Source organism: Streptomyces sp. NPDC091289 (genome assembly GCF_044757365.1).
Classification (GTDB): Bacteria; Actinomycetota; Actinomycetes; order Streptomycetales; family Streptomycetaceae; genus Streptomyces.
The window spans coordinates 183,159-198,645 of sequence record NZ_JBIVUT010000017.1; the positions used below are offsets into that span (position 1 = coordinate 183,159).

Annotated in this window: 14 protein-coding genes; 9 read left to right on the forward strand and 5 right to left on the reverse strand. The window is 71.5% G+C overall.

Annotated elements, in window-relative coordinates:
* Positions 1–92: 92 nt before the first annotated feature.
* A complete protein-coding gene (locus tag ACIQPT_RS23635; protein WP_401158143.1) occupies positions 93–422 on the forward strand; it encodes a hypothetical protein in 330 nt (109 codons plus the stop codon).
* Positions 423–477: 55 nt separating this feature from the next.
* On the opposite strand, the gene ACIQPT_RS23640 is transcribed toward ACIQPT_RS23635, so the two are convergent.
* Entirely contained in the window at positions 478–1,305 is an 828-nt protein-coding gene (locus ACIQPT_RS23640) for an NAD(P)-dependent oxidoreductase (RefSeq protein ID WP_401158145.1), read from the reverse strand.
* 98 nt (positions 1,306–1,403) lie between these two features.
* On the opposite strand from ACIQPT_RS23640, the gene ACIQPT_RS23645 reads away from it, so the two are divergent.
* Positions 1,404–1,907 (forward strand): winged helix-turn-helix transcriptional regulator, encoded by a 504-nt coding sequence (locus ACIQPT_RS23645; RefSeq protein ID WP_401158147.1) that lies wholly within the window; start codon positions 1,404–1,406, stop codon positions 1,905–1,907.
* A 108-nt stretch (positions 1,908–2,015) separates the two neighbouring features.
* Entirely contained in the window at positions 2,016–2,876 is an 861-nt protein-coding gene (locus ACIQPT_RS23650; protein ID WP_401158149.1) for a serine protease, read from the forward strand.
* A gap of 71 nt (positions 2,877–2,947) precedes the next feature.
* Here the strand turns inward: ACIQPT_RS23650 and ACIQPT_RS23655 are convergent, their stop codons facing one another.
* Positions 2,948–3,844 (reverse strand): TetR/AcrR family transcriptional regulator, encoded by an 897-nt coding sequence (locus ACIQPT_RS23655; RefSeq protein WP_401158151.1) that lies wholly within the window; start codon positions 3,842–3,844, stop codon positions 2,948–2,950.
* A 111-nt stretch (positions 3,845–3,955) separates the two neighbouring features.
* Between ACIQPT_RS23655 and ACIQPT_RS23660 the strand changes: the two genes are divergently transcribed.
* Positions 3,956–4,816: a siderophore-interacting protein gene (locus ACIQPT_RS23660; protein ID WP_401158153.1), complete on the forward strand. Its 861-nt coding sequence runs from the start codon at positions 3,956–3,958 to the stop codon at positions 4,814–4,816.
* Positions 4,817–4,822: 6 nt separating this feature from the next.
* Here the strand turns inward: ACIQPT_RS23660 and ACIQPT_RS23665 are convergent, their stop codons facing one another.
* Both ACIQPT_RS23665 and ACIQPT_RS23670 read right to left on the reverse strand, forming a co-directional pair.
* Positions 4,823–6,442: an amidohydrolase family protein gene (locus ACIQPT_RS23665; protein ID WP_401158155.1), complete on the reverse strand. Its 1,620-nt coding sequence runs from the start codon at positions 6,440–6,442 to the stop codon at positions 4,823–4,825.
* Between the two features lie 42 nt (positions 6,443–6,484).
* Positions 6,485–7,822 carry an alanine racemase gene (locus tag ACIQPT_RS23670; protein ID WP_401158157.1) on the reverse strand — a complete coding sequence of 446 codons (1,338 nt, stop codon included), beginning with the start codon at positions 7,820–7,822 and terminating at the stop codon, positions 6,485–6,487.
* A 133-nt stretch (positions 7,823–7,955) separates the two neighbouring features.
* Here ACIQPT_RS23670 and ACIQPT_RS23675 point away from each other — a divergent pair, with 133 nt between their 5' ends.
* From ACIQPT_RS23675 to ACIQPT_RS23695, 5 genes are all read left to right on the forward strand, one after another.
* On the forward strand, positions 7,956–9,056 hold the full coding sequence (locus ACIQPT_RS23675; RefSeq protein WP_401158160.1) for a sugar kinase: 1,101 nt from the start codon (positions 7,956–7,958) through the stop codon (positions 9,054–9,056).
* A complete protein-coding gene (locus ACIQPT_RS23680) occupies positions 9,053–9,811 on the forward strand; it encodes an IclR family transcriptional regulator (protein ID WP_401158162.1) in 759 nt (252 codons plus the stop codon). The genes ACIQPT_RS23675 and ACIQPT_RS23680 overlap by 4 nt, the downstream gene beginning before the upstream one ends.
* Positions 9,812–9,817: 6 nt before the next feature.
* Positions 9,818–10,228, forward strand: a complete 411-nt coding sequence (locus tag ACIQPT_RS23685; protein WP_103509953.1) for a RidA family protein — start codon at positions 9,818–9,820, stop codon at positions 10,226–10,228.
* Between the two features lie 155 nt (positions 10,229–10,383).
* On the forward strand, positions 10,384–11,859 hold the full coding sequence (locus ACIQPT_RS23690; protein WP_401158230.1) for a GntP family permease: 1,476 nt from the start codon (positions 10,384–10,386) through the stop codon (positions 11,857–11,859).
* Positions 11,860–11,955: 96 nt separating this feature from the next.
* The gene (locus ACIQPT_RS23695) at positions 11,956–13,266 is read left to right on the forward strand and encodes an Nramp family divalent metal transporter (RefSeq protein WP_401158164.1); all 1,311 of its coding nucleotides are present in this window, start codon (positions 11,956–11,958) and stop codon (positions 13,264–13,266) included.
* 122 nt (positions 13,267–13,388) lie between these two features.
* On the opposite strand, the gene ACIQPT_RS23700 is transcribed toward ACIQPT_RS23695, so the two are convergent.
* The gene (locus ACIQPT_RS23700) at positions 13,389–15,122 is read right to left on the reverse strand and encodes a chitinase (protein ID WP_401158167.1); all 1,734 of its coding nucleotides are present in this window, start codon (positions 15,120–15,122) and stop codon (positions 13,389–13,391) included.
* Positions 15,123–15,487: the final 365 nt, after the last annotated feature.

The window sequence follows — 15,487 nt, forward strand, 5'->3', positions numbered from 1 at the left end:
GGGGGATGGGCGCACCGGGCGGGGGCGGGCGGCGCGGCTCAGATCTTGCTCAACTTCGGTGAGAGCCGGGCCGGCCGGGGAAGGGTGGCCCCATGAGCCTGTTCCGGAAGCCCCAGCCCCTCGCCGTACTCGTCCTCCGCGACGCACCCGATGTCGTCGCCGGGATCCGGAGTGCGCTGGCGACCGCCACGGACGCCGAGCGCCCCGGCCTGGAGCGCGCCCTTGCCCTGGCCGAGGAATCCGCCGTGTCCTCGGACGCGGAGCTGCGCGGCCGGTGGGTACGGCACCACCTCGCCGCCGCCGGGCACGAGGGCCCGGCGGACTCCGTGCCGGCCATCAAGATCCTGCGAGAGGCCGAACCCGGTCTGTCGCTGCGCCAGGCGATGACGTACGCGAAGGAGGCCGCGGCGGCGGAAGCCTGACGCGGCAGGTCCCGTCGTACGGTTGGGGCCCCGCCGCACGTACGGCCGGGGCCCGTCACATCCCGTTCATCGAGCCCGTCGACGCGATCAGCAGGGCCGTGTCGACGCCCTGTTCCTGAGCCGTACGGAGCAGCGTCGCGTCCCCCGCCTCCGCCACGGCCGCGCTGGTCGGGTCGTCGGGCATCGGGCCGCCCGCGTACGCCGCTGTCGCCGGGGCCATCGCCGTGAGCCAGCCGGCCACCAGCGCGCCGAACTCCTTCTCGTCGACCCCCGAGTTCGCGACCAGCGCGGCCGCGTGCCGGGCCCCGGCGAACATGGCGTTCATCGCGCTGAGCAGCGCCACGTCGTGGAGTGCGGCGAACCCCGGGTCGGCGCCGACGTACCGGGTGCCGACGGGAACGGACAGCACCTCCTGGTGGGCGTCGAAGACCTCGCGGGTACCGCTGTAGAAGACATAGCCGCCGGCCTCCGGCACACCGACCATCGGCGGAATGGCCATGATCCCGCCGTCCAGGAAGCGGGCGCCGCGTTCGTTCGCCCAGACCGCGCGGGTGCGCGACTCGGCGGGGGTGGAGGTGGTGAGGTCGACCAGGTCCTTGCCGGTGAGGTCGGCATCGGCCAGCGCCTCGCGGACCGAGGCGTCGTCCAGGAGGCAGGTGACGACGAGCGGGCTCGCGGCCACCGCCTCGGCCGCCGTGGCGGCCACCCGCGCACCGGCGGCGGCGAGTTCGGCGCTCCGGCCGGGGCTGCGGTTCCAGACGGTCAGGGGGTGCCCGGCGGCGAGCCAGGTGCGGGCGAGCGCGGCGCCCATCGCGCCGAGGCCGAGCAGGGTGAGAGGGGTCGGAGGGGCGGGCCGGGCGGAAGCAAAGGTGTTGTCGGACATGCCGATTAGGCTGGTCGACGGCGCCGGAGGCAACAAGTACGCACTATGGAGTGGGTGGTTACCTCGTGGTTAGCGACCAGGTGGGGGAGGGACGGACGATGACACGGATCGTACGGAGGCCGGGGGCTTTCGTCTGCGGGATCGACGCGGCGATGGACGTGGTCGGCGGCAAGTGGAAGGTGCTCATCCTGTGGGCGCTCAACGAGCGGACCTGCCGGTTCGGTGAGCTGCGCCGTGCCGTGACCGGGGTGACCGAAAAGGTCCTCAGCTCCCATCTCAAGGAGCTGGAGGACGACGGCATCGTGCACCGCGAGGTGTATGCCGAAGTGCCGCCGCGCGTGGAGTATTCGCTCACCCCGCTGGGCCTCTCGCTGAACGCCGCGCTGGAACCGCTGGGGCAGTGGGGGCGCGACCACGTCTGTCGCGGCGGGGCCTGCTCCTGTCCGGAGGACGCCCACGGACCCGGGCCGGAGTACGGGCCGGAGTACGGGTCGGAGTCCCGTACAAGGGCCGCTTCCGGGGCTGCTTCCGGGTCCGCGTCCGGGTCCGCTTCCGAGGTGGTGGTGGGGCTGGGGCACGGGCAGTCCCGGAGCCTGTCGTAGCCGCGTCCGGAATTGACCCCTTGTGATGGCCAGACATCTGCGCCAACATGCGCATGTCAATAGCCGGAAGATCTCCGGCCCTTGGCATCACTGGAGGGGACCCCCCACATGAACAAGCCTCTCGTCGGTGCGTTTCTCGCTGCCCTGCTCCTGGGAGCGGGTGCCGCGCCCGTCGCCGCAGCCGAGCCCGCACCGCAGATACAGGAAGCCGCGCCCAAGGCCGACCCCGCCGCGAAGGCCGTGACCTTCGCCGGAACCGTCGCGCTCAGCAACTGTTCGGGCTCCGTCGTCCGTTCGCCCGACTCCGAGCCCACCGACCCCGCCCTCGTGCTCTCCAACGGGCACTGCATGGAGTCCGGCTTCCCGGGCCCCGGCGAGGTCGTCATCGATCAGCCGTCCTCCCGGACGTTCACCCTGCTCGACGCCTCGGGCGGCGATCTCGGCACCCTGAAGGCGAGCAAGATCGCGTACGGCACCATGACCGACACCGATCTCTCGCTCTACGAACTCACCAGCACCTACGAGCAGATCGAGGACAGCTACGGGATCCAGGCGCTGGAGCTGGAGACCGCCCACCCGGTGGCGGGCACCGCCATCACGGTCGCCTCCGGCTACTGGAAGCGCACCTACAGCTGCGACATCGACGGCTTCGTCCACCAGCTCAAGGAAGGCCGGTGGACCTGGAAGGACTCGGTCCGCTACACCCCGGAGTGCCAGACCATCGGCGGTACGTCCGGCTCGCCGGTGATCGACGACGCCACCGGCAAGGTGGTCGCCGTCAACAACACCGGGAACGAGAACGGCCAGGAGTGCACGGACAACAACCCGTGCGAGGTCGACGAGAACGGCGAGGTGACCGTCCGTGAGGGCATCAACTACGCCCAGCAGACGTACAACATGGTCCCGTGCATCGGGACCGGCAACAAGATCGACCTGGACCGTGAGGGCTGCGCGCTGCCCAAGCCGTAGCGGTCAGTCGTAGGTGATCCCGGGCGCGCGCCGGGCGGTCCTGAGCAACCTCGGGCCCGCCGGGCGCGCGCTCACTTTGCCTCCCGCGTTCCTTCCCGCACCGTCACCGCCGCCCCGATCCCGTCCAGCAGCACCCCGAGCCCCACCCGGAACGTCTCGCGCGCCTCCCGCTCCGGATACGGCATCGGATCGCCGTTGTCCTCCGGTCCGGGATCGTGCTCCGGCCCCGGCCCCGGCCCCGGCCCCGGCCCCGGCCCCGGCCCCGGCTCCGGGTAGGGGTCCACCGGCCCGTCCGCCTCCAGCCGGCTCACGGCGGGAAAGCGCTCCGCGAAGTCGGGGACCAGCTCCAGCAGGGCCGCCGAGCGCGCCGCCCACCACTCCTCGTCGGAACTCCCGGTCGCCGCCGCGGCCAGCCGCGCGTCCGCGACCGCCTGCGCCGAGCCCCGTACGAACGGGAACAGGGTCCCCACCAGTCGCCGCAGCACCTTCGCGTCGAGGCCGGTCGCCCGCAGCAGGACGACCAGCGTGTCCAGGCCCGCGTACTCGTGCGGCCCCAGCACCGGCCGCACCTGCGAGACCTGGAGCACCCAGGGGTGCCGGACGTAGAACTCCAGGACCTCCCCGGCCCAGGCGGTGAGCGCCGCCCGCCAGTCGTCCGAGTCCGACTCCGGGTAGCCGGAGGGGAGTTCGGCGTGGACCGCGTCGTACATCAGGTCCAGCAGCTCGCTCTTGCCCGGGACGTGGGTGTACAGCGCCATCGCGGTCCGGCCCAGCCGGTCGCCGACCGCCCGCATCGACAGGGCCGCCATGCCCTCCTCGTCCGCGACCGCGACGGCCGCTGCCACGATGGCGTCCACGCTCAGCCGGGGCTTGGGCCCGGGGCCGCCGCGCGTCGGGGCGGCGACCTCCGCGCGCCAGAGCAGGGAGAGGGAGCGGCGGGCGTCGCCCTGCCCGGCAAAGACCACCACTTGCGACTCCTTACGGCGTAAAGTAACGTCCGGCGGGTAATTCATTACGCCGTAAGCTATCAGTGGTCATCGGCGGTCATCAGCGGTCATGTGGGAGAGAGGTCGGACGCGATGGGTCAGGCACTGCCGGTCACCTATGTGCGGGTCACGGACGTCGAGCGGATCACCCCCGGGACGGCCAGGATCGGCTTCACCGCCGATGAACTGCCCGGCCTCCTGGAGGACCGCCCCGACCAGCAGATGAAGCTCTGTCTGCCGCGCCCCGGGCAGACCGTGCCCCGGCTGCCGGAGCGGGACGCGGACGACCCGTACGGCATGCGCTGGTACGAGGCCTACCTGGCGATCCCGGAGGCGGAACGGCCCTGGATGCGCGGCTTCACGGTCCGCTCCTACGATCGCGCGCGCAATGTGATGGCCGTCGACTTCGTGCTGCACGGAGGCACGGGAGGGGGCGGCGGCCCCGCGTCCCGCTGGGGCGCGGTGGCCCGGGTCGGTGACGTCCTCGGCATGGTCGGCCCGTCCTCCCTCTACGCCCGTCCGCTGCCCGCCGCCCGGCGGATGCTGCTCGCCGGGGACGAGACGGCGCTCCCGGCCATCGCCACGCTCCTGGAGGCGCTGCCCGCCGGGACCGGGGCCGTGGTGTACGCCGAGATCGCGGACGCGGCGGAGGAGCGGGAGCTGCCGTCCGCCGCCGGAGGGGCCGAGGTCCACTGGGTGCACCGGGACCGGGGCGGCTCGCTGGTGGCGGCGGTGCGGGAGGCCGGGCCGGACCTCGACGGGGTGGCCGCGGCCTGGGTGGCGGGCGAGGCCTCCGCCGTCCGGGCGCTCCGCCGCCATCTGGTCGAGGACCGGAAACTGCCCAGGGCGGCCGTCGAGTTCAGCGGCTACTGGCGACGCGCGCTCACCCAGGACGACGCCCCCACGGAGGAGGACCTCGCCTGGGCGGCGGAACGCGCGGCGGACGCTTCGTAAGGAGCCTCAGGCGGCTCCGGACCCCCGGACCGCCCGGCCCGCCAGCACCGAGGTCCGCCTGCCGTCCTCGATGACGAACCGGCCGTCGATCAGCACATGCGGGATGCCGACCGGGAGCGCGCGCGGCTCCTCGAACGTGGAGCCCGCCGCCACCGTCTCCGGGTCGAACAGCACCAGGTCCGCGCGGTAGCCCTCGCGCACCAGCCCCCGGTCCGCCAGTCGTAGCCGGGTGGCCGGGCGCGAGGTCAGATGGGCGACGCACTCCTCCAGCGAGAGGATGTCCAACTCCCGTGCGTACCGCCCCAGATACTGCGGGAACGTGCCGTACGCCCTCGGGTGCGGCTTGTCGCCCTGGAGGATGCCGTCGCTGCCGCCGGTGTGCACCGGGTGGCGCATGATCTGCTGGACGTTCTCCTCGTGGCCCACGTGCTGGAGGATCGTCGTCCCGAGCCGGTCCTCCGTGAGCAGCCGGCGCGCGGTCACCCAGGGCTCCTCGCCCCGCGCCGCCGCCGAATCCGCCACCGTACGGCCCACGTACTCCGCCAGATGGGGCGTGCTCACACCGCTGATCTCGATGGTGTCCCACTCGATCGGCACCCCGTGGCAGCCGTCCGAGCCCAGCACCTCCAGGTGGTGCCGGATCTTCTCCGTGCTCTCCGCGTCCGCGAGCCGGGTGAGGATCGACTCCGGTCCGCCCTCGCTCGCCCAGCTCGGCAGCATGGCCACCAGCGTGGTGCAGCCGGGGGTGTACGGGTAGGTGTCGAGCGAGATGTCGGCCCCGGCGGCGAGCGCGCCGTCGAGCAGGGCGAGAAGATCCGGCGCTCTGCCCTTGTTCACGCCGAAGTTCATGGTGGCGTGGGCGAGATGCAGGGCGCAGCCGGCGTTCCGGGTGAGCTGCACCATCTCCTCGTAGGCTTCGAGCGCTCCGGCCCCGTAACTGCGGTGGTGCGGGCAGTAGTAGCCGCCGTGGGAGGCCACCACCCGGCACAGCTCGGTGAGTTCGGCGTCGTCCGCGTACATGCCGGGGGTGTAGGTGAGGCCCGACGACATCCCGACCGCGCCCTCGCGCATGCCCTGGTCCACCAGCTCCTTCATCCGGGCCAGTTCGGCGGCGGTGGCGGGCCGGTCGTCCCAGCCCACCGCGTACATCCGGACCGTGCCCTGCGGGATGAGGTAGGCGGCGTTGACGGCGATGCCCTGGCCGCCGAAGTTCCGGTCGAGGCGGTCCAGATAGCCGCCGACGGTGCGCCAGTCGAAGTCGATGTCGCTCCCGTCGCCGTTCCAGCCGGTGATGGAACGGCGGACCTCGGCCAGGGTGCGGTCGTCGGCCGGGGCGTACGACAGCCCGTCCTGGCCCAGCACTTCGAGGGTGACGCCCTGCGCCGCCTTCGCGCTGTGGTCCGGGTCGCGCAGCAGCGCCAGGTCGCTGTGGGCGTGCATGTCGATGAAACCGGGGGCGAGCGCGAGACCGTCCGCGTCCACGGTGCGGGTGGCGGTGGGGCGGGGGCCGGGGGAGCCCTCGGGGTGGATCTCGGCTATGCGGCCGCCGTCGAGGGCCACATCGGCGCGGTAGGCGGGTGCGCCGGTGCCGTCGACGACCAGCGCGTCACGCAGGACCAGGTCCATGGGTCACCTTTCGGAGGGTGAAAGCCGTACGGCTCGGCGGCTCTAGAAGAACGTGCGGATGTAGTCGGTGACCGTGCCGTCCGCCGTGACCAGCGGGATCAGCTGCCACTTGTCGAAGCTGGTGCACGGGTGCGAGAGGCCCATGCCGACCCAGTCGCCCACCTCCAGCTCCGCGCCCGCCTCCGTGCGCACCCAGGTGTGCTGGTCGGAGAGGCCGGTGACCGTGACCCCGGCGGCGGGCCGGACCGAGCCGTCCCGGCCGGAGCGGATCACCTGCGCCTCGGGCAGATCGAGGTCGTACGCCGCGTCCCGCTTCCCCGCGTTCAGGAACGCCTGCTCACCGGAGGGGCGGGAGACGACCTGCGCCCAGAGCCGGAAGGCGGGCTCAAGGGCGCCTTCCTCGGGGACGCGGTTGAACGGGGTGAGGTGCTTGTAGTGCCCGTCGTCGTGCGAGACGTACGCGCCGGAACGCAGCAACTTCAGCACGGGCAGGCTCAGTTCGGGGATCTCGGCGAAGACGTCCGCGACCGCGTCGAACCAGGCGCTGCCGCCCGCGCTGATGACGATCTCGTCGGCTGCGGCGAACCTCTTCTCGCCGTCGAAGGAGGCCGCGAGCCCGACGAGCCGCCGCAGCCACGCCCGTACGCGCTCCGGGTCGGCGTCCGGCACCTCGCCCTCGTACCCGGCGACACCCACCAGCCGCAGCGACCCGGCCGCCGCCACCGCGTCGGCCACCGCCGCGCAGTCGGCCTCCGTACGGGCCCCGGTGCGCGCGCCCTCGCCCGCGCCCAGCTCCACGACCACGTCGACCGGACGGGTGGCGCCCGCCGCGCTCAGGGCCTCCTCCATCAGCTCGACACCGCGCACGGAGTCGACGTAACAGACGAAGCGGAACGCCGGGTCGGCCGTCATCTCGCCGGCCAGCCAGCGCAGGGCGACCGCGTCGACCAGCTCGTTGGCGAGGAAGATGTGCCCGATCCCGTACGCCCGGTAGACCCGCGCCTGGTGCGGCACGGCGGCGGTGATGCCCCACGCGCCGCGCTTGAGCTGGTCGACGAAGAGCTGCGGCGCCATGGACGTCTTGCCGTGCGGGGCGAACGCGAGGCCGTGGCGCTCGGCGTACGTCTCCAGGAGGTCGAGGTTGTGCGCGACCGACTCGGCGGAGAGGGCGAGGACGGGGGTGGTGAACCCGCCGGTGAAGAGGTTGCGCCGCTCGGCGGCCAGGGCCCCGACGGTCAGGCCCGCCGCGTCCGGCGGCAGGGCCTTGAAGCGGTGGTCGACGCGTTCGTCGGCGAGGCCGGACGCCAGGGACGCGGGGGAGACGCCGGGGGCGGAAGGCGCGGGGGCGGGCGTGTGGCCGGTGGGGCGTTCGGCTGCCAAGGGGAGCTCCTCGAGGTTCGTTGCAACATATGCAACACCCATTGCGTATATCGCTCAACGCTGTCTAACATCCGAGCCGATGCCCGGTCAATGGTGACCACCGGCCCGCACGCCGATCAGCGAGGAGCCCTCAGTGTCCGGACCCGCAGCAGGGACGGCCGCCGCCGCCACGGCCACCGATGCCGTCTGTCTCGGTGAGTCCATGGTGACGTTCCTGCCCTCGCAGCCCGGCCGCCTCGCCGACGTGCCCTCCTTCGGGCGCGGGATCGGCGGAGCCGAGTCCAACGTGGCCTGCGCGCTCGCCGCCGCCGGTCACCGGGCGGCCTGGGTCGGCCGGGTCGGCGCGGACGGCTTCGGCGACCACCTCGTCGAGACGATCGCGGGATACGGGGTCGACACGTCGGCGGTCCGCCGGGATCCGGTCCGGCCCACCGGCATCTACTTCCGTACGGCCACGGACCGCGGGACCGACACGCACGAGGTCGCGTACTACCGGGCCGGGTCGGCGGCGTCCGCGATGTCCCCGTCGAACGTGCCGTACGAGGACCTGCTCGCGGGCCGGATCCTGCATCTGTCCGGGATCACGGCGGCGCTGTCGGCCGACTGCCTGGCGCTGCTGCGGGAGCTGACGGCTCCGCGTCCCGGGCGGCCGCTGGTGTCCTTCGACGTGAACCACCGGCCGCATCTGTGGCGGGGCGGCGACGCGGACGCGTCGGTGCTGCTGGAGCTGGCGCGCCGGTCCGACCTGGTGTTCGTGGGGGAGGACGAGGCGGAGGAGGCGTGGGGGATCGTGGGCGCGGAGGCGATCCGGGCGGCGGTTCCGGAGCCTTCCGTGCTGGTCGTGAAGCGGGGGAGCGCGGGCGCGACGGTGTTCGCCTCGGGGCTCCGCCCCGGACCCCGCTCCTCAAACGCCGGAGGGGCTGATTCTGCCGATACCGTCACCGTCGTCCCCGCCCTCCGGGTCGACGTCGTCGCCGCAGTCGGGGCGGGCGACGCCTTCGCCGCCGGGTTCCTCTCCGCCACCCTGCGCGGCCTGCCCGTGCGCGACCGGGTCCGGCACGGGCATCTCATGGCCGCCGCCGTCCTCACCGTCCCCGGCGACCTCACCGACCCGCCCGCCCGCGACCACGCCGACCGGCTCGCCGCCCTCGACGACGACGCCTGGGGGAGACTTCGTCTCGGCCCCGGCTGGACCGCAGCCGACCGGGCCCCCGAGGAGGTACGTACGCCATGAGTCAGACCGTCGACCGGGCACTGAGCATCCTGCCGCTGCTCGCCCAGGGACCCGCCGACCTCGGCCAGGTCGCCGAGCGGCTCGGCGTCCACAAGTCCACGGCGCTGCGCCTGCTGCGTACGCTCCACGAGCACGGCCTCGTCTACCGCCAGGAGGACCAGCGCTACCGCCTCGGCGCCCGGCTCTTCGCGCTCGCGCAGGAGGCCGTCGAGAACCTCGACGTACGCGAGATCGCCCACTCCCACCTGGTCGCGCTCAACGACCGGTGCGGGCACACCGTGCACCTCGCCGTGTACGAGGAGCAGGAAGTCCTCTACATCGACAAGGTCGAGAGCCGCTACCCGGTCCGGATGTACTCCCGGATCGGCAAGCCCGTCGCGATCACCGTCGCGGCCGTGGCCAAGCTGCTGCTGGCCGACCTCACCGAGCCCGAGCGGCGCGTCATCGCCGAGAAGCTCGACTACCCCATGTACACGTCCCGTTCGACGCCCAACGCCGCCGCCTTCCTCAAGGAGCTCGGCGTCGTGCGCGAACAGGGCTGGGCCACCGACCTCGGTGGCCACGAGGAGTCCATCAACTGCATCGGCGCCCCCATCCGCGGCGCGGACGGGCGGGTCGTCGCGGCCATGTCGGTGTCCGCACCCAATGTGGTCGTCACGGCCGAGGAACTCCTCACCCTGCTCCCGCTGGTCCGGCGCACCGCCGAGACCATCAGCCGGGAGTACTCCGGCACCACCCAACCCAAGAAAGCCTGATCAGCCATGACCGAGAAGACCGCCCTCACCCCCTCCACCCACACCACGCCGCCCGCGAAGTTCTCGCACGGCGTGAAGAAGGGGAACATCCTCCAGGTCGCCGGCCAGGTCGGCTTCCTCCCCGCCGTGGAGGGCCAGGCCCCGACCCCGGCCGGCCCCACCCTGCGCGAGCAGACCCTCCAGACCTTCGCCAACGTCAAGGCGATCCTGGAGGAGGGCGGCGCGAGCTGGGACGACGTGATGATGATGCGCGTCTACCTCACGGACGTGGACCACTTCGCGGAGATGAACGAGATCTACAACACCTACTTCGCCGAGCAGAACCTCAAGGAAGCCCCCTCGGCCCGCACGACCGTCTACGTCGGCCTGCCCAAGGGCCTGCTCATCGAGATCGACGCCCTCGCGGTGCTGAGCTGACGGTCCCTGTCCCCCCGACCGTCGGGCCCTCTCCCCTCTGATCCTTTGCTCCACACGCAGAACCACTCCCGCAGTACGCCGTACGGCACGGCGCCCCACCCCCCGGGGGCGCCGTGCCGCGCTCCCCCCTGCCCTCCAGCACCACCGGAGTCCCCATGCTGCTCGCCGCCACCCCGCCGCCGGTCGAGACACCACCGCACACAGGTGGTCTGCTCCTCCTGATCGACGGCACCGCCGGTCTGCTGACCGTCGCCGTCCTCGGCATCGCGCTCCTGCTCTTCCTGATCATCAAGGTCAGGCTCCAGCCGTTCGTCGCCCTGCTCGCGGTCTCCATAGCCGTCGGCCTCGGCGCCGGGCTCTCGGTCACCGAACTCTTCGGCACCGTGCAGAAATCCGCCGCAGTCTCGGTCATCGAATCCGGCATGGGCGGCATCCTCGGCCATGTCGCGATCATCATCGGGCTCGGCACGATGCTCGGCGCGATCCTCGAAGTGTCCGGCGGCGCCGAGGTGTTGAGCGCCCGGCTGCTGAACGCCTTCGGTGAGAAGCGCGCCCCGCTCGCGATGGGGATGACGGGCCTCGTCTTCGGTATCCCGGTCTTCTTCGACGTCGGCATCTTCGTTCTCGCGCCGATCGTGTACGCCGCGGCCAAGCGCTCCGGCAAATCGATCCTGCTCTATGCGATGCCGCTGCTGGCGGGCCTGTCGATGACCCACGCGTTCCTGCCGCCGCACCCGGGCCCGGTGGCCGCCGCCGGACTCTTCAACGTGTCGCTCGGCTGGGTCATCCTGATGGGCGTCGTCGTCGGCATCCCGTCCGTCATCGCCGCCTGGGTGTACGCCGCCTGGATCGGCAAGCGGATCTTCGTCGACGTACCGCAGGACATGGTGGAGGCAGCCGAGGAGGCCAAGGCCGCCGTCGCCGCCGAACAGCGCGCCGCCGGGGTCACCCCGCACGAGAGGCCGGTCCCGCTCGTCACCGTCCTCTCGATCATCGGCACCCCGCTGATCCTGATCCTCGCCGCGACGTTCTCCTCCATCGCCCTGGATCCCTCCACGCTCCGCTCGGTCATCGAGTTCTTCGGCAACCCGTTCGTCGCCCTGACGATCGCCCTGTTCCTCGCGTACTACCTGCTGGGCATCCGCCGCGGCTGGTCCCGCAAGTCCCTGGAAACGGTCTCCACGTCCTCGCTCAAGCCCGTCGGCAACATCCTGCTGGTGGTCGGCGCGGGCGGCATCTTCGGCGCGGTCCTCAAGGGCAGCGGCATCGCGGACGCGCTGGCCGACACCTTCAACGACGTCGGCCTGCCGGTCATCCTGCTCGCCTGGCTGATCTCGGTCGTCCTGCGCGTGGCCCAGGGCTCGGCCACCGTCGCGATCGTCACGACGGCCGGGATCGTGGTCCCGCTGGTCGAGGGCCAGGACCTGTCCCAGGCCCACCTCGCACTGATCATCATGGCGATCTCGGCGGGCTCGATCTTCGCCTCGCACGTGAATGACGGCGGCTTCTGGATGGTGTCGAAGTACTTCGGTATCAGCGAGCGCGACACCCTGAAGTCCTGGACGGTCCTGGAGACGGTCCTGTCGGTCGCGGGCTTCGTCGTCGCGGCGCTGCTCAGCCTGGTGATCTAGCGAACCGGCACACACCGGGACGTCCCACTCCGGCGGGCCACCGATTCCCCGCACACCCCCTTGTGCCGCCAGGCCGATTGCGCTTCCTTGATCGGCATGGCGGAGACAAGCGCAACCACAGGGACAGGGGAGCCGGCCTCCCGACCACGTAAGTCCAGCTGGAAGTACATCGGCCCCGGCATCGTCGTCGCGGCGACCGGGGTCGGGGCCGGCGACCTGGTCGCGACGCTGATCGCGGGCAGCAAGTTCGGATACACCCTGATGTGGGCGGCGGTGATCGGCTGCGTCGTCAAGATCTCGCTCGCCGAGGCGGCCGGCCGCTGGCACCTGGCGACCGGCCGCACACTCTTCGACGGCTGGCGCAGCCTGGGCCCGTGGACCACGGTCTACTTCGCGATCTACGTCGTGATCTGGGGCTTCATCTACGGCGCGACGGCCATGTCCTCCAGCGCCCTGCCCATCGTGGCGCTGTTCCCGGACGGTCCCGGGCTGAAGTTCTGGGCGATCGTGACCGGGCTGATCGGGCTGGCCTTCGTCTGGTTCAACCGGTACGCCGTCTTCGAGAAGGTCATGACGGTCCTGATCGGCATCATGTTCGTGGTGGTCGTGTACGTGGCCGCCCGTGTCGTGCCGGACGTCGGGGCCTCCTTCGCCGGGCTGGTGCCCGTGCTCCCGGACGGCTCGCTCCTCTACACCCTCGGGCTGATCGGCGGCGTCGGCGGCACGATCACCATGGCCGCGTACGGGTACTGGGTCAACGCCAAGGGCTGGAGCAACTCCTCCTGGATGAAGGTGATGCGGCTCGACAACCGGGTCGCCTACATCACCACCGGGATCTTCGTCGTGGCGATGCTCATCGTCGGCGCCGAGCTGCTGCACGCCTCGCAGGTCGCCCTCACCTCCGGCGACCGCGGGCTGATCGACCTGGGCAAGGTGCTGGAGGACCGCTTCGGCGCGGGCACCGCCAAGCTCTTCCTGGTGGGCTTCTTCGTCACGTCGTTCTCGTCGCTGATCGGCGTCTGGCACGGGGTCAGCCTGATGTTCGCCGACTTCGTGGAGCGGTTCCGGCCCCCGGCGGCGGGTGCGGCAGAGGCCGAGGAACATGCGGGGCCGGCCGTCGCCGACCGCCAGCAGCGGTCGCTGCCGTTCCGCGCGTACCTCCTGTGGCTGACCTTCCCGCCGATGACCCTGCTCTGGCTGGACGAGCCCTTCGGCCTGGTCATCGCGTACGGGGTGCTCGGCGCGTTCTTCATGCCGTTCCTGGCCGTGACCCTGATCTGGCTGCTCAACTCCTCCCGTACGCCGGGGGAATGGCGCAACGGGTGGCTCAGCAACGGGATGCTCGCCCTGTCCGGGCTGCTGTTCGTGGTGCTGTGCGTCCAGCAGGTGCGCGAACTGCCCTGGTAGCTGGCAGCTGGTAGCTGGTGGCCGGAACACCGCAGCGCCGCCGGGGGAGCGGCGGCGCTGCAGGTTCGGAGCATCGTGGGCCGATGCGGGTTACGGAGCTACGGAGCCACGGAGTCAGCGAGTTACGGCAGGCTGCGGACGTGCGGGCCGACCGCCTTCGACCAGGCGAACCCGGCCGTCGCGTCCCAGTTCGTCGACCAGGTCATCGCGCCGCGCAGCGACGGGTAGGTCTTCGACGGCTTGAACGAACCGCAGTTGGTGCCCTTGGTCAGGCAGTCCAGCGCCGCGTTCACGATCGACGGGGCGACATAGCCGCTGCCCGCGCCGCGGGTGGAGGCGGGGACGCCGATGCCGACCTGGGACGGGTCGAGGCCGCCCTCCAGCTGGATGCAGGCGAGTGCGGTGAGGAAGTCCACCGAGCCCTGCGAGTAGACCTTGCCGTCGCAGCCGAGCATCGAACCGCTGTTGTAGTACTGCATGTTGACGACGGTCAGGATGTCCTTGACGTTGAGCGCCGTCTTGAAGTACTCGCCCGACGTCGACTGCATGTCGATGGTCTGCGGGGCCATCGTGATCACCAGGTCGCTGCCCGCCTTTGCCGACAGCTGGCGCAGCGCCTTCGTCATGTAGGTGGCGTTGAGGCCGTTCTCCAGGTCGATGTCGACCCCGTTGAAGCCGTAGTCCTGCATCAGCGCGTACACCGAGTCGGCGAACGCGGTGGCGGAGGCGTCGTTGTCGACCCGGACCGTGCCCAGTTCGCCGCCGATCGAGATGATGACGTTCTTGCCGGCCGCCTGCTTGGCCGTGATGTCCGAGCGGAACTGGGCGTCGGTGTAGCCGTTCAGCCCGGCGGTGTCCAGGTTGAAGGTCACCGCGCCCTGCGTCGGCGTGGCGTCCGCGAAGGAGACCGCGATGATGTCGTAGTCGGCCGGGACGTCACTGAGCTTCTGGACGGCCGCACCGTTGTTGAAGTTCTGCCAGTAGCCGGTCACCGCGTGCTTCGGCACGGTGGTCCCGGGGCCGGGGCCCGTACCCTGCTTGGCCGTACGGGCGCTGACGGCGGCCGACTTGACCGACTCGCCGGCCGCGTTGGTGGCGCTCACCGAGAACGCGTAGGCGGTGTCCGCGGACAGGCCCGTGACGGTCGCCGAGGTTCCGGTGGAGGTGGTGGCCTTCGTGCCGTCCCGGTACACCGTGTACCCGGTTGCGCCGGAGACCGCGTTCCAGGACAGGGCGACGGAGGACGTGGTCGTGGTGCCCGCCGCGAGGCCGCCGGGGGCCGCCGGAATGACCGGGCCCGGCTCCTCGCCGCCGCCCCCGCCGTCGGGGCCCGTCACCTCGAAGTCGTCGGCGAAGTAGGCGTCCTGCCCGTACCAGCCGTGGGTGTAGACGGTCACCGAGGTGGTGTCCGCGCCGGTCTTGAAGCTGGTGGACAGCTTGGCCCAGGTGGTGGAGCCCGGGGTCCAGGTGGAGACGTCGGTCGTTCCGGTGCCGCTCACGCCGAGGTAGGCGTAGCCGCCCTGCACCCAGGAACTGAGCGCGTACGTCGAGTTGGGCTTCACCTTGACCGACTGCGAACACCTGGCGTTGTCCTGGCCGGCCGGGGTGGCCTTCAGCGCGGACGTACCGCCGTGCACGGGGCTGGAGACGACGGCGCCGCTGTTCCCGTCGCAGGTCCAGTTGGCGAGCCCCGACTCGAAGCCCGCGTTCTTGGCGTTGTTGACGTCGGCGGCCTGGGCGGTGCTGACGAGTCCGGTGACGGTCAGGGCGGCGGCCGCGATGACGGCCATGGTGCCGCCGAGCACGGGCCGGGAACGACGACGCCTTCTGCGACTGCTGCCTGCGGAGCGTTCCACTGGTTCCTCCGGGGGGAGTTGGTGGGGCTGGCGGGGAAGGGCGGTGCGCATAAACTGGTCCAGACCAATCAAGTTGTCAAGACCTCTGGTAGTGAAAGATGGTCCGCGGGGCGGGCGCGAGGGGGCGCGGTCACCCCCGTACGGGGGTGCCGGAGCGGGGATTTCCCGCCCCGGAACGACCTCGCGGCCGCACGCCGCCCCCCGCACGAGTGATCTTGTGGGAGATCTTCGGCCGGTCACGGAAACGCCCTTACGAAAAGGGGGCCGGACGCCTCGGAATCCGGGCTGACGTGCGCGAATGGATACGTGATCGAAAACCGGACGCGGGCTTCGGTAACGCTCCGCAGTGAAAGCCGAGTTGGGCG